Annotated in this window: 16 protein-coding genes, 4 tRNA genes and 4 pseudogenes; 15 read left to right on the top strand and 9 right to left on the bottom strand. The window is 64.1% G+C overall.

Going from position 1 to position 21,726, the window contains the following annotated elements; all coding sequences use genetic code 11:
* Positions 1-208: 208 nt before the first annotated feature.
* The 5 genes from ACIPZ8_RS00665 to ACIPZ8_RS00645 form a co-directional block, all read right to left on the bottom strand.
* On the bottom strand, positions 209-508 hold the full coding sequence (locus ACIPZ8_RS00665; RefSeq protein WP_400719119.1) for a DUF6388 family protein: 300 nt from the start codon (positions 506-508) through the stop codon (positions 209-211).
* A 205-nt stretch (positions 509-713) separates the two neighbouring features.
* Positions 714-789 (bottom strand) — tRNA-His (locus ACIPZ8_RS00660).
* 44 nt (positions 790-833) lie between these two features.
* Positions 834-918: transfer RNA gene (locus ACIPZ8_RS00655), tRNA-Leu, on the bottom strand.
* A 56-nt stretch (positions 919-974) separates the two neighbouring features.
* Positions 975-1,050 (bottom strand) — tRNA-His (locus tag ACIPZ8_RS00650).
* Positions 1,051-1,093: 43 nt separating this feature from the next.
* A tRNA-Arg gene (locus ACIPZ8_RS00645) sits at positions 1,094-1,170 on the bottom strand.
* Positions 1,171-1,440: 270 nt separating this feature from the next.
* On the opposite strand from ACIPZ8_RS00645, the gene folD reads away from it, so the two are divergent.
* The 8 genes from folD to ACIPZ8_RS00605 all read left to right on the top strand — a co-directional run bounded on the left by folD (position 1,441) and on the right by ACIPZ8_RS00605 (position 13,312).
* On the top strand, positions 1,441-2,295 hold the full coding sequence (folD, locus tag ACIPZ8_RS00640; RefSeq protein ID WP_400719118.1) for a bifunctional methylenetetrahydrofolate dehydrogenase/methenyltetrahydrofolate cyclohydrolase FolD: 855 nt from the start codon (positions 1,441-1,443) through the stop codon (positions 2,293-2,295).
* Positions 2,296-2,580: 285 nt separating this feature from the next.
* Positions 2,581-3,645: an ornithine cyclodeaminase gene (locus ACIPZ8_RS00635; RefSeq protein WP_400719117.1), complete on the top strand. Its 1,065-nt coding sequence runs from the start codon at positions 2,581-2,583 to the stop codon at positions 3,643-3,645.
* A gap of 75 nt (positions 3,646-3,720) precedes the next feature.
* Positions 3,721-4,212, top strand: a complete 492-nt coding sequence (locus ACIPZ8_RS00630) for an Lrp/AsnC family transcriptional regulator (protein WP_400719116.1) — start codon at positions 3,721-3,723, stop codon at positions 4,210-4,212.
* A 64-nt stretch (positions 4,213-4,276) separates the two neighbouring features.
* Positions 4,277-9,067, top strand: coding sequence for a dermonecrotic toxin domain-containing protein (locus ACIPZ8_RS00625; RefSeq protein WP_400719115.1), 4,791 nt, complete (start codon positions 4,277-4,279; stop codon positions 9,065-9,067).
* Between the two features lie 342 nt (positions 9,068-9,409).
* The gene (locus tag ACIPZ8_RS00620) at positions 9,410-10,720 is read left to right on the top strand and encodes a C4-dicarboxylate transporter DctA (RefSeq protein WP_400719114.1); all 1,311 of its coding nucleotides are present in this window, start codon (positions 9,410-9,412) and stop codon (positions 10,718-10,720) included.
* A gap of 44 nt (positions 10,721-10,764) precedes the next feature.
* Positions 10,765-11,469: a FadR/GntR family transcriptional regulator gene (locus ACIPZ8_RS00615; RefSeq protein WP_400719113.1), complete on the top strand. Its 705-nt coding sequence runs from the start codon at positions 10,765-10,767 to the stop codon at positions 11,467-11,469.
* Positions 11,470-11,485: 16 nt separating this feature from the next.
* Positions 11,486-12,166 carry a GntR family transcriptional regulator gene (locus ACIPZ8_RS00610; RefSeq protein ID WP_400719112.1) on the top strand — a complete coding sequence of 227 codons (681 nt, stop codon included), beginning with the start codon at positions 11,486-11,488 and terminating at the stop codon, positions 12,164-12,166.
* Positions 12,167-12,247: 81 nt separating this feature from the next.
* The gene (locus ACIPZ8_RS00605) at positions 12,248-13,312 is read left to right on the top strand and encodes a hypothetical protein (protein ID WP_400719111.1); all 1,065 of its coding nucleotides are present in this window, start codon (positions 12,248-12,250) and stop codon (positions 13,310-13,312) included.
* Here ACIPZ8_RS00605 and ACIPZ8_RS00600 read toward each other — a convergent pair.
* The gene (locus ACIPZ8_RS00600) at positions 13,309-13,737 is read right to left on the bottom strand and encodes a PACE efflux transporter (protein ID WP_400719110.1); all 429 of its coding nucleotides are present in this window, start codon (positions 13,735-13,737) and stop codon (positions 13,309-13,311) included. The genes ACIPZ8_RS00605 and ACIPZ8_RS00600 overlap by 4 nt on opposite strands.
* A 100-nt stretch (positions 13,738-13,837) precedes the next feature.
* On the opposite strand from ACIPZ8_RS00600, the gene ACIPZ8_RS00595 reads away from it, so the two are divergent.
* The 3 genes and pseudogenes from ACIPZ8_RS00595 (at position 13,838) to ACIPZ8_RS00585 (ending at position 16,747) form a co-directional block, all read left to right on the top strand.
* Entirely contained in the window at positions 13,838-14,716 is an 879-nt protein-coding gene (locus ACIPZ8_RS00595) for a LysR family transcriptional regulator (protein ID WP_400719109.1), read from the top strand.
* Between the two features lie 69 nt (positions 14,717-14,785).
* Positions 14,786-15,889, top strand: a pseudogene (gene mcpA / locus ACIPZ8_RS00590) (methyl-accepting chemotaxis protein McpA); the annotation flags it as partial.
* A gap of 117 nt (positions 15,890-16,006) precedes the next feature.
* Positions 16,007-16,747, top strand: coding sequence for a methyl-accepting chemotaxis protein (locus tag ACIPZ8_RS00585; protein WP_400719720.1), 741 nt, complete (start codon positions 16,007-16,009; stop codon positions 16,745-16,747).
* A 43-nt stretch (positions 16,748-16,790) separates the two neighbouring features.
* On the opposite strand, the pseudogene ACIPZ8_RS00580 reads toward ACIPZ8_RS00585, so the two are convergent.
* Positions 16,791-17,481: pseudogene (locus tag ACIPZ8_RS00580) on the bottom strand (hypothetical protein); the annotation flags it as partial.
* Positions 17,479-18,039, bottom strand: a pseudogene (locus tag ACIPZ8_RS00575) (NAD(P)/FAD-dependent oxidoreductase); the annotation flags it as partial. The pseudogenes ACIPZ8_RS00575 and ACIPZ8_RS00580, both read right to left, overlap by 3 nt.
* On the opposite strand from ACIPZ8_RS00575, the pseudogene ACIPZ8_RS00570 reads away from it, so the two are divergent.
* Positions 18,026-18,271 (top strand): annotated as a pseudogene (locus tag ACIPZ8_RS00570) (cupin domain-containing protein); the annotation flags it as partial. The pseudogenes ACIPZ8_RS00575 and ACIPZ8_RS00570 sit on opposite strands and share 14 nt — an antisense overlap.
* A 103-nt stretch (positions 18,272-18,374) precedes the next feature.
* A complete protein-coding gene (locus ACIPZ8_RS00565; protein ID WP_103448188.1) occupies positions 18,375-19,160 on the top strand; it encodes a sulfite exporter TauE/SafE family protein in 786 nt (261 codons plus the stop codon).
* A gap of 19 nt (positions 19,161-19,179) precedes the next feature.
* On the opposite strand, the gene ACIPZ8_RS00560 is transcribed toward ACIPZ8_RS00565, so the two are convergent.
* Complete coding sequence (locus ACIPZ8_RS00560; protein WP_400719108.1) at positions 19,180-19,719, bottom strand: histidine phosphatase family protein; 540 nt, start codon at positions 19,717-19,719, stop codon at positions 19,180-19,182.
* A gap of 140 nt (positions 19,720-19,859) precedes the next feature.
* Between ACIPZ8_RS00560 and ACIPZ8_RS00555 the strand changes: the two genes are divergently transcribed.
* Entirely contained in the window at positions 19,860-20,441 is a 582-nt protein-coding gene (locus ACIPZ8_RS00555) for a biliverdin-producing heme oxygenase (protein WP_400719107.1), read from the top strand.
* A gap of 97 nt (positions 20,442-20,538) precedes the next feature.
* Positions 20,539-21,630 (top strand): pyridoxal phosphate-dependent aminotransferase, encoded by a 1,092-nt coding sequence (locus ACIPZ8_RS00550; RefSeq protein ID WP_400719106.1) that lies wholly within the window; start codon positions 20,539-20,541, stop codon positions 21,628-21,630.
* Positions 21,631-21,726 lie beyond the last annotated feature (96 nt).

Raw genomic sequence — 21,726 nt, 5'->3', positions numbered from 1 at the left:
ACTCCAGAATCAAGGGCAAACATTCTAGTGAGTCACGCACCAGAAGTCACCCCACCCGGGACGACGGGAAACCACGCCGGTCAATTAACTTGCTTGGCCCGCACGGTGAAGTGCCGAGCCTCTTTATACAGAGAGCCGCATACCTCCCGATGGGTGGCACACAACCGAAATACCTTGTCAAACAACCGCCAGCTTGAAGGCGACCCGCTTACTCAGGATCGATCTCGTTGAACTGGCAGTACTCCTCCCACTCCATACCCAGCGCTTCAGCCACTTCGCGATGGGTCTCCAGGCGCATGGCCTGCAGTTGCTCGGGGCTTTCGGCGATCAACTGTAGCGCCAACTCCCAGGGCTGAACCCCCTGCTCATCGGCGGCATCCTCGAATGCCCACTCGATCTGCTGGGCCTGCTCACGCGCATCCAGCTCACGGATTTCCTCGAGCAGCTGCGGATTGGCTTCGGCAAAGCGCTGCAACGCCAGGGCCTGGCGGGCTTCTTTTGCAATCATCGGGGTGTTCCTCTGCCGGCCAAATGGGCCGGTGTTTCAACCGGCTGAAATCTAACAGCTTTTATTGGGGTGCCACCAGAGGATTACAAGGGGGATTGAGTGATGGCTGCGAAGCTCATGGCTTGAGGCGCTGAAAGCCCCAAGGCATACACCCCGAAAACAACAAAGGCGCCCGATCTCACGACCAAGGCGCCTTCGAAAAATATGGGGTGGACGATGGGAATCGAACCCACGACAACTGGAATCACAATCCAGCGCTCTACCAACTGAGCTACGCCCACCATATTGCGGTGTTGCAGTGTTGCGATACAGCCTTACAGAAGCATGGTGCGGACGAAGAGACTCGAACTCTTACAGCTTGCGCCGCTGGAACCTAAATCCAGTGTGTCTACCAATTTCACCACGTCCGCGTAACGCTTAAAACAAAGGCGCCAGATCATTCAATCAAAGGCGCCTTCGTCGAATATGGGGTGGACGATGGGAATCGAACCCACGACAACTGGAATCACAATCCAGCGCTCTACCAACTGAGCTACGCCCACCATATTGCATTACAGCCTTACTTGCTTGCCCAAGCTGCCTAAATGGCGCACCCGGCAGGACTCGAACCTGCGACCATCCGCTTAGAAGGCGGATGCTCTATCCAGCTGAGCTACGGGCGCTTAAGCTTGAAGCCTAACCGAACAAGCCTTTAACAGGTAACTGCTAAACCACTCATTCTGCCCGACCTCGCCAACCAGTGCTAGGCTGTGCCCGACAAGTGCGGCGAATCTTATAGGCGAGCCTCTAGGTCGTCAACACCTTTCTCCAAAAAATTTAAATTATTTAAGGGGTTAGGGGATTTGCCCGACCACCCGCCTTTGCCCTTGGGCGATGTCGTGCGAGAATGCGCCCTCTTTATTGTTCCTTTCTCGATGGTTAATCACGCGTCTATGACTGCACACCTAATCGATGGCAAGGCGATCGCCGCCAACCTGCGCAAGCAGATCGCTCAACGTGTCGAGGAGCGTCGCCAGCAAGGCCTGCGCACGCCGGGCCTGGCGGTGATCCTGGTCGGCACCGACCCCGCCTCCCAAGTCTATGTCTCGCACAAGCGCAAGGACTGCGAAGAGGTCGGCTTCATTTCCCAGGCATTCGACCTGCCCAGCGAGACCTCGCAGCAAGCGCTGACCGAGCTGATCGACCGCCTCAACGACGACCCGGCCGTCGATGGCATCCTGCTGCAACTGCCGCTGCCAGCGCACCTGGACGCATCCTTGCTGCTCGAGCGCATCCGCCCCGACAAAGACGTCGACGGTTTCCACCCGTACAACATCGGCCGCCTGGCCCAGCGCATTCCGCTGCTGCGCCCGTGCACCCCCAAAGGCATCATGACCCTGCTGGAAAGCACCGGTCAGGACCTGTACGGCATGAACGCGGTGATCGTCGGTGCGTCCAACATCGTAGGCCGCCCGATGGCCATGGAACTGCTGCTGGGCGGTTGTACCGTGACCGTCTGCCACCGTTTCACCAAGGACCTGGCTGGCCACGTCGGCCGCGCCGACCTGGTGGTCGTGGCTGCCGGCAAGCCGGGCCTGGTCAAGGGTGAGTGGATCAAGGAAGGCGCCATCGTCATCGACGTCGGCATCAACCGCCAGGAAGACGGCAAGCTGGTCGGCGACGTGGTCTACGAGACCGCCCTGCCGCGCGCCGGCTGGATCACGCCGGTTCCGGGCGGGGTCGGGCCGATGACCCGCGCCTGCCTGTTGGAGAACACGCTGTATGCAGCCGAAGAGCTGCACAAGTAACAGCGCGTGATACGAAAAAACGGCACCTCTGGCAGGTGCCGTTTTTTTTGCCTGTGATATCTGCGCAGGCCTCTTCGCGGGCAAACCTGCGATGCGCCGCCCGCGCGGTGCTCGATCTCACAGGCGCCAACCCGATCACGGCGAACACAGCCGATTCTGCTGCCACCTGGCCGAAATCAGCCGCCCCCGCTGTCGCCAGCCCCTGCTTCAGCCAGCATCGCAACGCTGCGCGTCTGACAATACCTCCACAGCCCTTACTGGAGCGTCGCCGCAAGGAGACCCGTCATGACCCGCTATATCGATGTGCAAGACCTCGCCCGCCTGGTCAACCGCAAAGGCCTGCCCACCTGCCTGGTGGAGATGGCCGAGTATATCCGCCAGGACTACCTGCGCTGGCCGGCCTTCGAGAAGTGTGCACGGGTGGCCAACCACTCGCCCGACGGCGTCATCGAACTGATGCCGGTGTCCGACGCCGACCTGTACGCCTTCAAGTACGTCAACGGTCACCCGAAGAACACCCGCCATGGCCTGCCCACGGTCATGGCCTTCGGTACCCTGGCCGATGTCGACACCGGCACCCCGCTGCTGCTCAGCGAGATGACCCTGACCACCGCGATCCGCACGGCCGCCACCTCGGCACTGGCGGCACGCTACCTGGCGCGTGAAGACAGCCGCAGCATGGCGCTGATCGGCAATGGCTCGCAGAGCGAGTTCCAGGCCATCGCCTTCAACACCCTGGTGGGTATCGACGAAATCCGCCTGTACGACATCGACCCGACGGCCTCTGCCAAGCTGGTGGCCAACCTGGCCGGCCGGCCCGGCCTTAAACTGAGCGTCGCCAGTTCGGTTACCGAAGCCGTGCGCGGTGCCGACATCGTCACCACGGTCACCGCCGACAAGGCCTGTGCGACCATCCTCACGCCGGACATGATCGAGCCGGGCATGCACCTGAACGCCGTGGGGGGCGACTGCCCAGGCAAGACCGAACTGCACCGCGACATCGTCGAACAGGCGCGGGTGATCGTCGAGTACGAGCCACAAAGCCGTGTCGAGGGCGAGATCCAGCACATGCCTGGCGACTCGCCGGTGGTCGAGTTCTGGCAAGTGATCGCGGGGCTTGTGCAAGGCCGCGAGCATGCCGAACAGGTGACTTTGTTCGACTCGGTCGGGTTTGCCCTGGAAGACTACTCGGCGCTGCGCTACGTGCTGGATAGCGCGCGCATGTTGGGAATCGGCCAGGACATTGCGCTGGTGCCCAAGCTGGAGAACCCAAAGGACCTGTATTCGCTGTTGCAACCCCGGGTGGTGGGAGTACGGTCGATGCACAAGGCAGATACCGCCTGCGCGTAATCAACCCTGGGGCCGCGCAACGGCCCCGGTTTGCGCCTACCCTGTCCATGCCCACTTTCGAAAGAAGCCGCACGCATGGACACCAAGGACGCCAATGCCCCGCCACTCGACCGCATCGACGAAGCCATCCTCGAGGTGCTGCGCCACGACGGGCGCATCACGTTCGAAAAGCTCTCGACCCTGGTCCACCTCACCCCACGCCCCTGCCTGGAGCGCGTGCGCAAGCTCGAACGCCGCGGCGTGATCCGCGGCTACGGCGCCATCATCGACCTGCAGAAACTTGCGCCAGGCCTGTCGCTGCTGGTGTTGGTAGCCCTGTCCAACCAGAGCGGGCGCACCGCGCAGAAAGCCTTCGAGGCCACCATGCTGAAGTGCCCGGAAGTTTACGAATGCCAACTGATCAGCGGCCACTTCGACTACAGCCTGCGCCTGCGCTGCCGCGACATGGAGCATTATCGGGTGCTCAGCGAAAGCTGGATGGACGACGATTCGCTGCATATCGACAAACTGGTGGCACACCCGGAACTGGCCGCGATCAAATGTATACCACCACCGACCGGGCTGTAACCCGATAACCCAATCGCCTCGTGCCCCTTACTACGCTGGCCGTCCCGACATTGGAGAGCGGCTCATGCCTAGACAGCCTTCGCCTCACCTGGCGTTCATACAACGACGCGCACCGCAATGGTTGACAACCAGTACGCCCGCAGAACGCAAGCAACTGGAATTGCGTGTACGGGAAAGCCATCGTGCCACCCGTCAGCTTCGCCTGCATCTGGCCGGTGTGCAGACACCCGAAGCCTTCTGCCGCCCGCAACTGGAGGATGCCCTGGCGCACTGGTTTGCCGAACGGGAACTGCCTGATGTTGGCCAGGGCTGGCTCTGGGACATCGCCCAAGGACGCGACAGGTCATGGTTGGAGGCGGCCATGCTGAACTTCGGCGAGGGCGACCGGGTAAGGCTGTATCTGAGCAAAGACGCAGCGGCCGGCACCGACATCGATGCCGGACGCTTCGTCAATGCAGTCCGGAATCTGGACCTCGGGCGACGTTACCAGGCTCACCTGGCTGATCTGCTCGACACCGACCTGACACGGCACATGCAACAGCGTCAGGACAAGGCCGCCTTTGCCGCCGAAACCAGCCTGGCGAAGCTGCACGGGCACATCGATAGCCGCGGTCAGGCCTTGGGCGAGGCAGCACTGGCGGGCGCATTTTCGCTCCCGCGCCCCGATGGTAGCGTGCAAGCACTGGAATGCTGCTACCTCACCCTGCTCGACTGCCCGCTCAACGGCCCGCTGCTGATCCGTATGCCGTCGCAGACCAACAAACAAGTGTGCCTGCTTTACCTGCCCGGGCACCCCACCAAGGCCCTGCGCCAGTACCCTTCGCTCGCAGCGCTGGGCCAAGCCATGACGCAAATGCTCTGGCACGACGAGCAACGGCGCTTTTTCCTGCGCTATGTCAGCCATGACCAACAGCCTCTATTCGCCAAGCGGCTACGCGAGACGCTGTTTCCTCGCTTCCCCTATGCCACGCTGCTGCCAGTTACACCGAGCCTGGAAAAAGGCGAGCATTTCAGCTGGATCTCCCGGCTGTTTCCCAACCCTCGCCATCTGTGGCAGGAGACCCTGGATAAAAACGCCAGATTGCCGTGGAGCGCAACGCCTTGGCGCAAAGACTGTTTCGCCGAACGCGCACGCACGATGCTTGAGCGCAAACGCCAGGATGCAGCCCATATCGTGGTGCCGACCGAGCAGCGCGATGCGGCGGCCCTGCGCGCAACCGTCGAAGGTTGGCTGGGGGCTGGGCTGAACATCTTGAATGTCGCGAGCTTCTTCGTCCCCGGGCTTGCCGAAGTCATGCTGGTGGTGGGCGCAGCGCAAGTGGTCGACGAATTTCTCGAAGGCGTGCATGCGGCCAATGAAGGCGAAACCGATGCGGCTGTCAGCCATTTGTTTGCCGTGTTCGAAAACCTGGCACAGTTCGCCGCCATTGGCGCCGCCGGGCACTTCGTCGAACCGACCGGGCCATTGCATGATTGGCAGCGCGTCGGTCACGGCGACAGCGAACGCCTCTGGCACGGGAGCCTGTCAGCGTTCGCCCAGCCTCGCCCCTGGCCGACACAGACTGCGCTGCCCGCCAACGGCTTGCACGCCTGGCAAGGGCAGCGCTGGTGGCTACACGAAGGCCAGGCATACGCCGTGGAATCTGCCGGCAAGGGCCGCTGGCGCCTCGCACCTGGCAAGTATCATCGTCACCAGCCCAGGCTGTTGGGCAACGGTGACGGTACCTGGTTGCTGGAGCACGAGCGGCCATTGGCTTGGCAAAGCCCTGGCCTGGTACGTCGCCTCGGCCAGGCAAGCGCCGGTCTGGACGATACCGCGCTGACGCATGCACTGCGCAGCAGTGGCTATGACGATGCAGCCTTGCGCCGATTGCTGCAGGATCATCGCCCTTTGCCGGCCCTGCTCCTGGACAGCCTGGAAGCCTTTGGCGCCAAGCTGCCCAAAAACGCCGGCCTCGGCGATAGCAGCGTGCTGGCTCGAGACTTTCCTTCACTCAGCCCCAGAATGCGCAACGAAATCCTGGCAACCGCTTCCAGCCAGGACCTGGCCGCTCTCAAGCACAGTGGTCGGCTGCCCTTGCGCCTGGCCGAACAGGCGCGGTTGTACCTGCGTGACGCGCGCCTCAACCGCGCGCTAGGTCAGCTCCGGCAAGTGCCGGGAAGCGGTGCGGACCGCGACCGGCTGGTGTTCGCCAACCTGCCTCGGCTACCTGGGTGGACTGGCGACATACGCCTGGAGCTGCACGACAATGGCCGCCTGATCGACGTTGCCGGCAATGGTGCGACAGGCAAACAGGTGCTGCGCAGCGACCTGGGTTATGAGCCCGCCGACGACTCAGGCCAGGTCCTGGGCAACCGCGACGAGCTGCTGGCATCCATCCTGCGAGCCCTGCCCGATAGCGAACGCAACGCTCTGCAGCTGGATATCCACGATGTAACGGGGCTGCGTGACGCCTTGTTCGAACTGGCATGCCAGGATCGCGAAACCACTGCGCGCGACTTGGGCATGGCGCCGGTTCGCCCGCTGTACAACCCACCGAGCTGGCTGGCCGGCAAGCCGGGCTACCGGCTCAGTGGCCGCGGTCGCGGCTGGCTGAGCGACGACGAACTGTTCGACCAACTGTACCCGGCCGGCAACCTTGAGGAGCGCGAATGGTTGCGCCAGCAGCTGCGGCATGAAGCTGGCGATTGGCCTGGCGCATTCGCCCGCCTGCTCGAAGGACTGCGCGCCGATTACCAACGCCTCGACGGCGAGCTGCAAGGCTGGGTCGAAACTGCCCGAGGCCAGCAGCGCACGGCACGCGACCTGCAAGCCCAGTTCATACGCCAGGCGTGGCGACGGGAAAACCCTGTGGACACGACTGGCGCCGTCGACTTCGTGATAGTCGAGATCGATGCAGCACAACTAGGGACTCTGCCAACGCTGAGCGTAACCCTTCCCCAAGTTCGCCAGCTGCGCATCAGCGGCCTGACGGATCGTGCCGATACTCAGCTGGATGGTTTTCTCAGAGCCTTCCCTCGGGTACGCAACCTGGACCTCGAAGACAACGCCCTGCGGGCAGTTCCTGCAGCGGTGGGCGAACTCGCCGACATGCAATCGCTCGACCTGTCGCACAACCTGCTCGACCTCTCACGGGAGGCCGATCTCACGACGCTGACGCGCCTGCTCAACCTCCAGCGCCTGAACCTGTCACAAAGTTTGCAGAGTCTCTCCGTCAGCGCCCTTGAGCGGCTGGCCGCACTGCCGGCCCTGAGCTTTTTCCAGGCCGACCTCAACAATCTGACCTTCGGCGCGGAGCATTTTCAGGCATTGCAGCGCTGGCCCAGCCTTACCCACCTCGAACTGGGGCGCAATGAAATCGTGCTGACCGAAGAAAGCCGCTCGGCGCTTGCCGGCCTGAACCGCCTGCGCCTGCTTTCGCTGCGCTACAACCCGCTGGAACTGGCGCCCGACCTGACCGGCTGGACCGCGCTCGAACAACTCGACCTGGAACGTACACTGATCTTCGAATGGCCTACCGGGCTGATCGCATTGATGAATCAAGAGCCCATGAACCTGCGCGCCATCGATCTGAGCCTGAACGAACTGATCGATGTACCTGTGTTGCGCGATACGGCGTTCGCCCGCCGAGTACGCGAAGGCGACGCTGAACTGAGCCATGCCTTCGACGACAATCCGCTCAGCGATCTGGCGCTGCAACGGCTCGACGACGCCGGACTGGCGCCCCAGCAAGGCACCAGCGAAGAAGACTGGTCAGCCGGTTGGCCCGGCGCACTGCGGGAGCACGTGTCCCATTACTGGATGGATGCAAACTGGCAACCGCTGTTTGACCTGTATCAGCGCATGCCCGGTACACAGGCTTACCGGGCCAGCGCAGCGACGATGGATGAACGCATGCGCCACGTGCTGCAGACACTGGTCGACGGTGCGCATGCCGATCAGCCTGGTACAGGTATTGCCCAGTTGCAGCAGCAGATCAACGACCTGCTGACAGATGCAGGCCAGCAATGCGTCGACCAGGCCAGCCTGCTCTTCCAGCAGGTCGAGACCGAGGTGACACTGTGGCAATCGGTGGTCCACGCACAACCGGGGGCCAGCAATGAGCAGGTCGCCATCGAAAGCGCCGCGAGCCTGATGCGCCAGCACCTGCTCGATGAGCACGTCGGCGGGCTGTATAACGCACGGCGTGCCCGACGCAGGGCCTTGGCCGAGGCCGGCAATGCGGACGAACGCGAGGCGGCACCGGCTTTGTCGAACCATGATGACCTCAGCGACGCGCTGTTGAGCGAACCGGACTTCCTTCTGGATGAACTGGAAATGGCCTTGTTCGCACGCATCCGCCTGCAGCAGCGGCTCCGGCTGCCTGCGCAGCCGGCCACCATGCAGTATGAATATCTCGCGCGCCTGAGCGACAACACATTACAGCGCCTGGAGCACGCAGTGTGGGCCGAGGCCAGCGCGCAACACCTCAATGGCTGGGCCAGCGATCAACCCTTCTGGCAGCGCTGGCTTGAACGATTGCACCCTCATGACATGGAGGCCTTTGCCCGGCACTGGGAAGGCGCTTCGGAATACTTCGACACGCTCAATGACAGCACCGCCGAGACTGGAGCTTACACCGGGCCCGAAGTCCCGCCGGGCTACATCGCCAGCCTTGAGCAGCACATGGGGCAGATTGCCTGGCGCCGCGCAGGTGTGCTGCAGCGTGTCGACCTTTCCAACGACAGTGAGCGCTACCTGCGGGCTTCGCAACTGTTGCTGCAAAGTCGCCTGCAAGCCCGGGAAGCGCTACTGGCCGGCCTGACCGCCAGCATGAGCGAAGCCCATCCGCGAGCGTTCGTGCCCGACGTTTGAGCCAGTCATCCCGTGTCGGTGACCCGGCACGGGCGCCTCCCCCGCCCTGGGACTCTGGCAAGCTGATTGCATCGCCTGACCAGGCATTGACCCGTACTTACCTCATTTCGTCGGGCTGCCTGGGGTGGCGGTAACGCCCCATGCACCGAACTAGAGCCCGATCGGTGCCAATGCCCCACAACTGGTCAGACCGGTAAGGCCGAAATCCCTTGCAATGTCGGATTTTTCGCGGTTTTATGATCCGGCGCTGAACAAACCGGTAAGACCACAACAATAATGAAGTCCTGCGCTCTTTCGCCCCGTGCGGCACCGAAGCAAGGACACCGATCAGAGATCACTCCCATGCTCAAATGGTGCTCGCGTTCGATCTTCCTGCAAGTCGTGCTCGGCCTTGCCCTCGGCATCGCCTGCGGCCTCAGCTTTCCCGAAGTCTCCCTGCAGCTCAAACCCCTTGGCGATGGCTTCATCAAACTGATCAAGATGCTCATCGGCCTGATCGTCTTCTGCGTGGTGGTCAGCGGCATTTCCGGCGCTGGCGACCTGAAGAAGGTCGGGCGCATCGGCCTGAAATCGGTGATCTACTTCGAAGTGCTGACCACCATCGCCCTGGTCATCGGCCTGGTGTTCGCTTTCAGCAGCGGCATCGGCAGTGGCGCCAACATCCACCTCGACCAACTGTCCAGCGCCGACGCCAGCAGCCTGGCCGAGCGCGGCCAGCATATACATGGGGCCACCGCGTTTTTCATGGACCTGATCCCGACCTCGGTGGTGGGCGCCTTCGCCGACAACAACATCCTCCAGGTGCTGCTGTTCTCGGTGCTGTTCGGCAGCGCCCTGAACCTGGTGGGCGAATCGGCCGCCGGCATCTCGCGACTGATCAACGAACTGAGCCACGTGATCTTCCGCATCATGGGCATGATCGTGCGCCTGGCGCCGATCGGTGTGTTCGGTGCCATCGCCTTCACCACCAGCAAGTACGGCCTGGAGTCGCTGCAGCACCTGGGTGGCCTGGTGGCACTGTTCTACCTGACCTGCGCCGGCTTCGTGCTCATCGTCCTGGGTACCGTGATGCGCGTGTCGGGCCTGAAACTGTTGCCGTTCATCAAGTACCTGCGTGAAGAACTGACCATCGTTCTCGGCACCGCTTCGTCCGACGCCGTGCTGCCGCAGATCATGCGCAAGCTGGAACACCTGGGCATCGGCAGTTCCACCGTCGGCCTGGTGATCCCCACCGGCTACTCGTTCAACCTCGACGGCTTCTCCATCTACCTGACCCTGGCCATCGTGTTCATTGCCAACGCTACCGGCACACCGCTGGAGATGACCGACCTGCTGACCATTCTGCTGGTGTCGCTGGTGACTTCCAAGGGCGCTCACGGCATCCCAGGCTCGGCGCTGGTGATCCTCGCCGCGACCTTGACCGCCGTGCCGGCGATCCCGGTGGTGGGCCTGGTACTGGTGCTGGCGGTGGACTGGTTCATGGGCATTGGCCGGGCATTGACCAACCTGATCGGCAACTGCGTGGCCACCGTGGCCATCGCCCGCTGGGAAAAGGACATCGACCTTGAGCGCGCGCAGAACGTGCTCGATGGCAAACCCGGCTTCGCCCATACGCCGCGCAAACAACCCAACGCCCATCAGCAGGAATTCTGAGCCCGCGTGGCCGGCACCGACGCCGGCCTTTTCAGGAGCAAACCGTGATCAGCTCATCAACCGTCGTCACCTCAGTGGTGGAAAAACTGCGCCAGGCCCTGGCCCGCGGCCAGTGGCGCTCCGGCGACATGTTGCCCGGCCAGCGCGAGCTGGCCGAACAGCTCGGCATCAGCCGCCCCAGCCTGCGCGAAGCAGTAACTGTGCTGGAAACCCTCGGCCTGGTGCGCTCGCTGCCAGGCAAGGGCGTGCTGGTGCTGGATGCCGAGGTGGCCTCCCAGGACCCGGCCAGCGAAAGCGCCGCGGCGGCCAGCCTGGCCGATGTGCTGGAGCTGCGCTACACCCTCGAACCGTTCATCGTCGGCCTGGTCGCGCAATCGGCCAACAATCAGGACATCGGCCAGTTGCGACTGACCCTGATGGACATGCGCGAAGCCCTGGAAGCCGAAGACAGCGAAGCCGGGGTCAGGGCCTACATCGCTTTCCACGAAGCACTGTTCGCACTGACCACCAACCCGATCTTCCAGAGCGTGGTGCAGCAGACCGGCAACGCCCTCAAGCAAAGCGCCAGCATGCTGCGCAACTCGCCCGAACACCTGGCCGCACGGCTCAAGGAAAACGAAGCCGTGGTGCGCGCCATTCGCGAACGCAACAGCGCCCAGGCCAGCGCCCAGATGCGCCAGCACATCCTCGCCGAAGGCCAGCGCATGGGCATTCAACTCAACATTCCGGACGACCAGCCCGGCCAATGACCCCAGGAGAGCGACCATGACCGCCTGCGCCCAAGCCGCCCCCCGCCTGCCTGCCCTGCTCGCCGCAGGCGAGACCCGCCTGTCGGCCGAGCAGATCTACCCGCGCCTGTTCGACGCGATCCTCGAACAGCGCCTGCCACCTGGCAGCCTGTTGCCCGAACAGGCCCTGGGCAATGCCTTCGGCGTCAGCCGCACGGTGATCCGCCGGGTGCTCGGGCGCCTGTCGGATCAGCAAGTGGTGGTACAGCGCCCCAGCCACACCGCGCACCTGGCCGCCCCCGACCCCGAGCAGGCGCGTCAGGTGCTCAGCGCCCGGCGCCTGGCCGAGACCACCCTGATCAGCCTGGCCGCCCAACGCGCCCGGCCAACGCAGATTCGCCAGCTACGCCAGTTGGTCGAACGCGAGCGCCAGCACCACGAACGCGGCGAGCGCTGCGCCGCCATCCGCCTGGGTGGCGAATTTCACCTCAAGCTCGCCCAGGTGGCGGCCAATGCACCGCTGGCGCGCTTTCTCAACGGCCTGGTGCCGATGACCTCGTTGATCATCGCCCGTTATGAATCGCCTTGCTGCGACCACTGCGCCTGGGAGGAACATGCGGCGATCATCGATGCCGTGGAAGCGGGCGATGCGGGGGCGGCGCTGACCTTGATGCATGATCACCTCGACCGCCTCGAAGACAAGCTCGACCTCGATTAAGCAGTGGGCCGCTGTGCGGCCCCATAAGCACCGCCCTATACTCGGATAACCACCCAGCCTCTACCCCCGGGAGGCAGCCGAGTGAGCCGACGCATCCTGGTTCTAGTGTGCCTCTTGCTGGCCATCGCCGGCTGCGCCGGCAAGCGCACGCCTGCCCCGCCCCCGCCGGCGGTGCTCGACCCGGCGACCTGGCAGCGCATCGACCAGGAACTGATCGAGGCATCCGCCGGTGCCGCTGGGTCGGCCAACGACTATGCACGGCGTTCGATGCGGGTGTGGAAAGAGCAGGTGCAGCAACGCACCGAAAAAGACTTCATCCCATGGTTCACCGGCTACTGGACCCAGCAATGGCTGACCATGAAGGTGGCCTGGTACAAGCTCGACAGCGGCGAGGGCCGCGAGCCTGCGGAAAAACGCCTGGCGCTGTACCTGCAAGAGCAGTATCACGAGCGTGTGATCGAGCCGGTGGCTGAACAGATCAACCCCGAAGGCATCCGCGATCGTGCCTGCGAGCTTTACGTGCAACTCTTCGGCCAGCAGTTACCGGCGATCATCCAGCGCTACAACGCCGCCCCCGAGCAGATAAGCCAACGTCTTAACCGTATCCCGGCCATCCACCTGGGGCCACCACCTGCCCGCAATGCCTCGCTGTATGAATTGCTCCGGGCCAAGTCGCTGGAGCAGCAACCGGCCTGGCTGGCGTTGCGTGACCATTTGCACAAGCAGGCCGCCAAAGGCCCTGGCAAAACCGACGCGGGCTTGTCCTCCGTGGCGACGGATGCCAGCGAAAAAATCGGTGCCACCCTGGCCCCACGCGGTATCGCCAGCGCCGTGGCCAGCGCCGTGGGCAAGGTGGCCGGGGCGATGATTTCGATTGTCTCGACCGGCTACGGGATCATGGCCCATAACCGGGACCAGCCGCAGATGATCGAACAGTTGCGGGTGATCTTGAATGTGGCCCTCAACCAGGAATGGCAGGAGCTGATGGAGAACCGCCAGAGCGGCGCCCTGGCGGGGGTGTATTACCTGTCCGGGCAGGTCGAGGACAGCCTGCTGGCGACCATGCCACAACCCTCGATGCAGCAGCAGAGTGAACAACGGCAGGCGCCGGCATCACAGGAGCCGCTGCTGATTCGCCTGCCTTAGGCCGCAGCCATGGCCGAAGTCGGCAGGCCAAAGATCCGGTCGAACGCCCAGTTGTAGGCGAAGGTGTAACACGGGATCAGAATGATGAACGCCAGGTCCACCAGAAACGCCTCCACCAGGCTCATGTCCAGCCACCAGGCAATAAGCGGAATCAGGTACACCACCAAGGTCAGCTGAAAACCGACGGCATGCGCCACCCGCCGCGCCACGCTGCGCCCCCGCTTGGCCTGGCGGCTCTCCCAGTACTCGAACAGGCTGTTGTAGATCAGGTTCCAGAGCATGGCGATGGTGGTGATCATCACCGCCAGCGGCCCGGTGTGCGACGCCTGGGTGTCCGACAGGTAGGCCAGCCCCAGCGTCGACATGCACAGGCCGATCAGTTCATAGAAGGTCACGTAGACCAGTTTGCGTTTGACGCCCTGCACGGGTTACCTCATGTGTCGAAATGCGATGAGGCGCAAGAATGATTCAATCCGCTTGACAGAAAAAGTCAGCAGCTTTCAGATTGCCTGACAGGAGGCTGCCATGAATTTTTCCAGCGACAACATCCAGCTGTTTCTCGCCGTGCTCGACCGCGGTTCGTTTTCCGCCGCTGCCCGCGCCCTGCAGCGCGTGCCTTCGGCGGTGAGCATGGCCATCGGCAACCTTGAAGCCGAACTGGGCTACCCCCTGTTCGAGCGCGGCCCACGCGAGGTCCGCGCCACGGCCCAGGCCCTGGCCCTCGAACCCCATGCGCGGCTGATCGCCGAACAGCTGGGCTTGCTGCAGGTGCACGCGCTGGAGCTTTCCCAGGGCCTGGAAAGCAGCCTGACCCTTGCCGTGGTCCCCGATATCGACCATCGCCCGCTACTGGCCGCCATTGCCAGCCTCGGTGCACGCTACCCACTGCTCGACATCCAGCTGCTCAGCGCCCCACAGGAAGAAGCCCTGCTCCTGCTCGACAGCGGCCGCGCCGACCTGTGCCTGGCCTTTGCCGGCCTGCAGGTCGATGTTCGCCGCAGCTTCCAGCACATCGGCATGGAGTCGCTGGTGGCCACCTTGGCGCCGGCCCACCCGGCCCTGCGCGAGGGCCGTATCCACTACCTCGAAGACCTGGTCAATGTGCGCCAGATCCTGGTCCGCAGCCGCGACCTGCCACTGCTCGACCCACGCCCGCTGATCGGTGCCACGCACTGGTCCACCGACAGCTTCGACCTGGCCCTGCAGATGGTCGAAGCCGGCCTTGGCTGGGGTGACCTGCCACTGGCCCGGGTGGCGCCGCTGGTCGATGCCGGGCGCCTGGTGCGCCTGCAGTTTCGCAACACCCGCAACGAACTGCAGCTGCCGATCCACGCCTTCTGGCGCAAGCAGCAGCCCCTGCGCCGGGGCGCACGCCTGCTGATCGACCTGCTGGCCGCTGGCTAGCTCACCGTCCGTCGACCGGGGCTGCAAAAAAATAGCTAAGTGTTTCAACCTTTTACCGGCCATGCCGATATGCCAGGGGACAGGCCCCGCCATCGCGCCACAAGCGCGCGGCGCCCTCCCCTCCATGGCTCAAGGTCTCGAAACATGAACCTGAAATTTCGCCACAAGATCCTCCTCAGCGCCTGCGGTGTCGTGGTGCTGGCCTTTGCGCTGTTCACGCTCTACAACGATTATCTGCAACGCAACACCCTTCGCCAGAACATCGAATCTTCTGTACAGCAGGCCGGCGCACTGACCGCCAGCAGCGTGCAGAACTGGATGAGCGGGCGCATTCTGGTGCTGGAAAACCTGGCGCAGGACATTGCCGAACAAGGGGCAGGAGAGACTCTGGGCGGGCTGATCGAGCAGCCTTCCTACACACGAAATTTCCTTTTCACTTACCTGGGCCAGGCCAACGGCGTGTTCACCCAGCGCCCTGACACGCAGATGCCGGCCGGCTACGACCCACGCCAGCGGCCGTGGTACGCCAGCGCGGTCAGCGCTGGCCAGACCGTGCTCACCGCCCCGTACCAGGGCGCCGTCGGGGGCCTGATGGTGACCATCGCGGTACCGGTGAAAAGCAAGCGCAGCGGCGAGCTGATCGGCGTGGTGGGTGGCGACCTGACCCTCGACACCCTGGTCGAGATCATCAACTCGGTCGACTTCGGCGGCATCGGCCACGCCTTCCTCGCCGACAGCAGTGGCCAGGTGATCGTCAGCCCGGACAAGGACCAGCTGATGAAGAACCTCAAAGACATCTACCCAGGCAGCGGCCTGCGCGTGACTGCCGGCATGCAGGACGTCACCCTCAACGGCGAAGAACGGCTGATCTCGTTCGCCCCGGTCGCGGGCCTGCCGTCGGCGCAGTGGTACATCGGCCTGTCGATCGACAAGGACAAGGCCTACGCCGCCCTCAGTCAGTTCCGCACCTCGGCGATCATCGCCATGCTCATCGCCGTGGTCGCCATCGCCGTGCTGCTCGGCCTGCTGATCCCAGTGCTGATGCGCCCGCTGACCACCATGGGCCGCGCCATGCGCGACATCGCCGAAGGTGAAGGCGACCTGACCCGCCGCCTCGATGTGCAGCACAAGGACGAATTCGGCGAACTGGCCAGCTCGTTCAACCGCTTCGTCGAGCGTATCCATACCTCGATCAGCGAAGTGTCTTCGGCTACCCGCCTGGTGCACGACCTGTCGGAAAAAGTGGTCAACGCCTCCAATGCCTCGATCATCGGCTCCGAAGAACAGAGCATGCGCACCAACAGCGTGGCTGCGGCCATCAACCAGCTGGGCGCCGCGACCCAGGAGATCGCCCGCAATGCGGCCGATGCCTCGCAACACGCCAGTGGCGCCAGTGACCAGGCCCATGATGGCCGTGAGGTGGTCGAGCAGGCGATCAACGCCATGACCGCGCTGTCCCAGCGCATCAGCGAGTCGTGCGAACAGATCGAAACCCTCAATGCCAGCACCGACGAGATCGGCAAGATCCTCGACGTGATCAAGGGCATTTCCCAGCAGACCAACCTGCTGGCGCTCAACGCCGCCATCGAGGCCGCCCGTGCCGGTGAGGCCGGGCGCGGCTTTGCCGTGGTTGCCGACGAGGTCCGCAACCTGGCACACCGCACCCAGGAGTCGGCCGAAGAGATCCACCGCATGATCACCAGCCTGCAAGTAGGCTCGCGCGAGGCGGTGCACACCATGAACACCAGCCAGGTATCGAGCGAACAGACCGTGCAAGTGGCCAACCAGGCCGGCGAGCGCCTGGCCAGCGTGACCCAGCGCATCGGTGAAATCGACGGCATGAACCAGTCGGTGGCCACCGCCACCGAGGAGCAGACCGCGGTGGTCGAGAGCCTGAACCTGGACATCACCCAGATCAACGCGCTGAACCAGCAAGGGGTGGAGAACCTCAACCAGACCCTGCAGCATTGCGATGCCCTGGCGCAGCAGGCCGGGCGCCTGAAGCAGCTGGTGGGCAGCTTCCGCATCTGATGCAGCGCCCCTCGTCGGCGCTCGCCGACGAGGGGTTAGCGCGCTACGCGACCACTGCCTGGCCGCGCCTGCCCCGCCGCACCCAGGCCAGCAACACCGCCGCCATCAGCACAAAGCCCAGATAGCCAAACAGCGGATACACCTCGCCCACCAGGCTGATGAACCCCACCAGGCTGCAGACGAATGCCACCGCCCCGGTCACCACCGAGCAGGCCGCCCCATACGGCGGCCTTCTCGCCCTTGGCCGAACCGCCGAGGATCGCCAGGATCGGTGCCCCGGCAACGATGTTGTAGGACACGTACAGAAACGCCCCGAGCAACCAGTGGCGGGTGCCGGCCTGCTGCTGGCTGGCCAGCTGGTCGAGCGCGGCAAGGCTCTGCCCGCGGGTGAACACCGCGTACAGGGCAATCGCCGAGGCCACCAGGATCAGCAACGGGGTAATGGCACCAATGGCGACGATGACCTTGCGCACGTCCAGGCACACGATCGCCACCACCAGCAGTGTCACCAGCACGCTGCCGGTCAGCGCCGGGATGGCGAACTGCTGTTCCAGCAATGCACCACCACCGGCCAGCATGACCACAGTCACGGCGAACATGAAGAAGGTGATCAGCCCGTCGACGAACAGCCCCAGATGGCGCCCGCAGATGGCCTGGATCACATCCTTGTGCGAGGTGGCGCGCTGGCGGTTGCCCAGCCCGGCCAGGGCCATGCCGAGGAAGGTGAACAACGAACGCAAGCCCGCCCAGGTGTGGCTGGGACGGCGGATGGACAGCGACGTCATGGCTTCGATGTTGTAGATGCCCAGGGCAATATCGAGCTCCTCGGGCGCGGCATCCTGGGGCTCTACCGGGTCGGCATTGGCTGGTGAGCCCAACAGTTGGCCGGCGTCGGGCTTGAAGTAGAAGCGCTCGTCGACACCGATCACCGCAGGCCAACGGGCAAAGTCCTGATCGGCCGGGCCGGGGAAGGTGAACGCACTGCGCCGGCACGGCTGCAGGCCGACGCGGGCCACGCCACACTGCTCGGCCACCCGGTCAGCCCAGGCACCGGCGGCATTGACCAGGGTGTCGGCCTGCACGTGGCTGCCATCGGCCAGCTGCACGTGCCACAGGTCGTCGAGGTACCAGGCCCGCAGCAATTCGGCGTTGCAACGCAGTTCGCCGCCAGCGGCCCGGTAGCCACGCAGGAAGCCCTGGTGCAGGGCGTGCACGTCGAGGTCCATGGCGCCCGGCTCATGCACCGCACCGGCCAGGCTGTCTGCGTTCAGGCTGGGGACCAGCGCCAGCGCCCGCATCATCGCGCGTGAACGTGGCCAGTTCGACGATTTTATCCGCCATCCAGGCCAGGAGTTCGCAGTGGTGCTGAGCGGCCGGGTACGCATCGAATTCGAAACCGGCGAGGCCGTCAGCATCGGGCCACAGGAAACGGCGTATTTCGACAGCCAGGTGGGGCATATCTACCTGTCGGAAAGCGAGGATGGCGGCGATGCCCATGTGATGGTGGTGATGACCGATCGCTGAGGCCGGTTATAACCTAATAACGAACAAGTCTATTTGGCTATAAAAACTCCCTATATGCTGGCACCCATCCGATAACGGGCAAAGCTGGGCAGTCGAGTAGCGTATGGATGTAGGATCTTTCGGTTTCACCATTGCCGGACTGGTTGTGGGTTTCATCGTCGGCATGACCGGCGTCGGCGGCGGCTCGCTGATGACCCCGATCCTGCTGTGGTTCGGCATCAACCCCGCGACTGCCGTGGGCACCGACCTGCTGTATGCCGCCATCACCAAGGGCGGTGGCATCTGGGTACACGCGCGCAACAAGAACATCGACTGGAAGATCACCGGCCTGCTCAGCCTCGGCAGCGTGCCGGCGGCAGCCCTGACCCTGTGGTTCCTCAGCACCCTGCACACCGACACCACGGCGCTGAATGCCATCATCAAGCAAGGCCTGGCGGTGGTGCTGATCCTCACTGCCCTGGCGATCCTGTTCAAGTCGCGCCTGCAAGCCTTCGCCAGTCGTCACGCCGGTGACCACTATCACCTCAGCGACCGCAGCCTGAACACCCTCACCGTGCTGACCGGCGTGGTGCTGGGGGTGATGGTCACCCTGACCTCGATCGGCGCTGGCGCATTGGGCACCGTGGCGCTGTTCCTGCTCTACCCGTTCCTGGCCACCCGCCGCCTGGTTGGTACCGAAATCGCCCACGCCGTGCCCCTGACCCTGGTCGCCGGTATCGGTCACGCTGGCATGGGCAACATGGACTGGTCGCTGCTGGGCTACCTGTTGCTGGGCTCGCTGCCCGGCATCTACCTGGGCAGCCACCTCACCGGGCGCATCTCCGACCGCGTGCTGCGCCCGTGCCTGGCGACCATGCTGCTGCTGATCGGCTACAAGCTGGCGTTCTGACCCGGCAAGCGGCGCTTGCTCAACCCAGCCGCAAGCGCCACTGCCCGGTAAAGCTCAACGCGACCCGTGACAACGGCAGCACATCGATCCGCTGCGCGGCAGCGAGCGGGCACTCCAGCACCGTCACCAGCGCCGCGCGGATCACCCAAGGGTGAGTCACCGCCAGCCATTCACCCGGCCTGTCGAAGGCCATCAACCAGGCCCCCACACGCTCGCACAACTGCGCGAACGACTCACCGCCATGGGGTGCGCTGAACGGCTCGTTGAGCCACTGCGCCAACGCCTGAGGCTGCTCGGCCTGCAACTGCTTGAGTGGCAAGCCCTGCCAATGGCCGAGATCGCAATCGGCCAAGGCCGGCTCGATCTGCGCCTGGGACGAGAGCCACGCCGCCGTCTGCGCTGCACGCCGCTCAGGGGCAGCCAGCAGCTGCGTATCGGGGCTGATCGCCAAAGGCTCGACGACCAAAGGCAAAATGCCGTCGTCAAGCTGCGCCAGGCGCGCGCTTTTCTGGGCCTGGGTCAGGGCGTGGCAGAGCAAGGTCAGGCGTACGGCTTTCACCAGGGCGTTCTTCACTGAAAGTCAGGCCGACTGGTTTAACACGCCGGCCGCATTTTTACCGCAACAAAGTCGCGCCAACGCGGAACGCCGGGTTAGCATCGCCACTCCAACCTAGGCGAAATGCCACCAGAGCCCTATCGATGCCCGCCACCTCAACCAGCCCCTTGCTGCTCGCCTTGCGTGAAGGCACCCGTGACTGCCACAAGGCGCTGGAAGCCCGCCTGCCCTTCTTCAGCCCTGGCTTCGACAGTGCCGCCTACCGTCGCCTGCTGCAGGCCTACTACGGCTTTCATGCCCCCCTGGAACATCACCTGAGCGCTTATCAGGGGCCGGAACGCCGCAAGACCGCGACCTTGGCCCGCGACCTGCAGGCCCTGAAGCTGAGCGAAGCCGACATCGACGCTCTGCCACTGTGCCAGGCACTGCCGGCCATTCGCGACGAGGCCAGCGCGCTGGGGGTGATGTATGTGCTGGAGGGCTCGACCCTGGGTGGCCAGGTGCTCAAGCGGGCGATGGCCGAGCGCCTGGGCATCGGCCACGACAGCGGTGCAGCCTTTCTCGATGTGTACGGGCCGCTGACCGGCAGCTACTGGCGCAGCTTCCTCGAGCGGCTTGGCCAGGCATCGGCTACAGGGCCGGCGCAAGCCGCCACGGTACAGGCCGCCATCGACACGTTCACACACTTCGAACAGTGGCTCGGCCAGCGCAATGTGTTGAATTAGAGCCTTTACCAGGCGCTATTCGGCGCTTTGCCACCATGAATTGCCAGCGCCGGCTCTCGTTACTTGTTGTATCCAATGACAACAAGGAAGTCGATTCATGACCGATATGACACGTCGCTCGTTGGTGGGCCTGGGCATGGCCCTACCGCTGTTTGGCCAACTGGGTTGGGCCGGCGAAGCCCCTGTAGCGCCAGGCACCGACCGGGGCCCGGTGCGCATCAACTACAACGAAAGCCCCTGGGGCCCGAGCCCCGCTGCTCGCCAGGCCATGCGTGACGGCATCGAGCAATGCGGGCGTTACCCGTACAAGGCGCAGTACCGCCTGATCGACACCTTCGCTGCCGAACATGGCCTGGAGCCGTCGCAGGTCCAGGTGTTCTGTGGCTCGAAACTGGCCCTGCAGCACGCGGTGATGGCCTTCACTGGTCCACGAAGCCTGGTGCTCGCCGAACCGTCCTACGAAGCCGCTGCCGAAGCCGCCCGCGGCCATGGCAGTGCCGTGCACGCGGTGGCCCTGGATGCGCGCCATGCCCATGACATCGATGCCATGCTGGCGGCCGACAGCACCCCCGGGCTGATCTACCTGTGCAACCCCAACAACCCCACCGGCACGCTCACCCCGCGGCGGGATATCGAGCGCCTGCTCGAGCACACGCCAGCCGACAGCGTGGTGCTGGTGGACGAGGCCTATATCCATTTCAGCGACGCACAAAGCTGCATCGGCCTGGTCAAGGAGCACCCGCAGCTGCTGGTGTTGCAGACGTTCTCCAAGCTCTACGGCATGGCCGGGGCGCGCCTCGGTTTGGCCATCGGCCAGGCGCCGCTGCTTAAGCGCCTGGAAGTGTATGACGGCGACAACGTCGCCGCTGCCTCGACCTTGCTGGCGGGGCTGGCAAGCCTGAACGACCGGCAACTGGTGCCCCGGCGCAAGGCCGAGAACGCTCGCCTGCGTGACCACACCATCGCCTGGCTGGGCGCGCGCGGCTGGCACTGCACGGCGTCGCAGACCAACTGCTTCATGATCGACATGCGCGGGCCGGCACAGCCGGTGGCGAACCGGCTGGCGCAGCACGGCGTGCTGGTGGGGCGGGTGTGGCCAAGCTGGCCGAACTGGATGCGGGTGAGTGTCGGCGATGAACAAGACATGCTGCGCTTTCGGGAAGCCTTTGCCAGGGTGACGGCCGGATAAGCGAGCAGGAAACCATGCACCTGCCGGAAGGTAGGTGCAATTGAGTGCCAGACACACCTATACTTCATTTGACGCAAAAAAAGCAGTCAATTGACG

Source organism: Pseudomonas sp. NPDC089422 (assembly GCF_044749405.1).
In the GTDB taxonomy this organism is placed as follows: domain Bacteria; phylum Pseudomonadota; class Gammaproteobacteria; order Pseudomonadales; family Pseudomonadaceae; genus Aquipseudomonas.
This window is presented reverse-complemented; position numbering and strand designations above follow the sequence as displayed.

Coding starts and splice junctions, on each gene's coding strand:
- ACIPZ8_RS00665 (WP_400719119.1), bottom strand. CDS start 508: ATGATTGCAAAAGAAGCCCGCCAGGCCCTGGCGTTGCAGCGCTTTGCC.
- folD (WP_400719118.1), top strand. CDS start 1,441: ATGACTGCACACCTAATCGATGGCAAGGCGATCGCCGCCAACCTGCGC.
- ACIPZ8_RS00635 (WP_400719117.1), top strand. CDS start 2,581: ATGACCCGCTATATCGATGTGCAAGACCTCGCCCGCCTGGTCAACCGC.
- ACIPZ8_RS00630 (WP_400719116.1), top strand. CDS start 3,721: ATGGACACCAAGGACGCCAATGCCCCGCCACTCGACCGCATCGACGAA.
- ACIPZ8_RS00625 (WP_400719115.1), top strand. CDS start 4,277: ATGCCTAGACAGCCTTCGCCTCACCTGGCGTTCATACAACGACGCGCA.
- ACIPZ8_RS00620 (WP_400719114.1), top strand. CDS start 9,410: ATGCTCAAATGGTGCTCGCGTTCGATCTTCCTGCAAGTCGTGCTCGGC.
- ACIPZ8_RS00610 (WP_400719112.1), top strand. CDS start 11,486: ATGACCGCCTGCGCCCAAGCCGCCCCCCGCCTGCCTGCCCTGCTCGCC.
- ACIPZ8_RS00595 (WP_400719109.1), top strand. CDS start 13,838: ATGAATTTTTCCAGCGACAACATCCAGCTGTTTCTCGCCGTGCTCGAC.
- ACIPZ8_RS00585 (WP_400719720.1), top strand. CDS start 16,007: ATGCGCACCAACAGCGTGGCTGCGGCCATCAACCAGCTGGGCGCCGCG.
- ACIPZ8_RS00565 (WP_103448188.1), top strand. CDS start 18,375: ATGGATGTAGGATCTTTCGGTTTCACCATTGCCGGACTGGTTGTGGGT.
- ACIPZ8_RS00555 (WP_400719107.1), top strand. CDS start 19,860: ATGCCCGCCACCTCAACCAGCCCCTTGCTGCTCGCCTTGCGTGAAGGC.
- ACIPZ8_RS00550 (WP_400719106.1), top strand. CDS start 20,539: ATGACCGATATGACACGTCGCTCGTTGGTGGGCCTGGGCATGGCCCTA.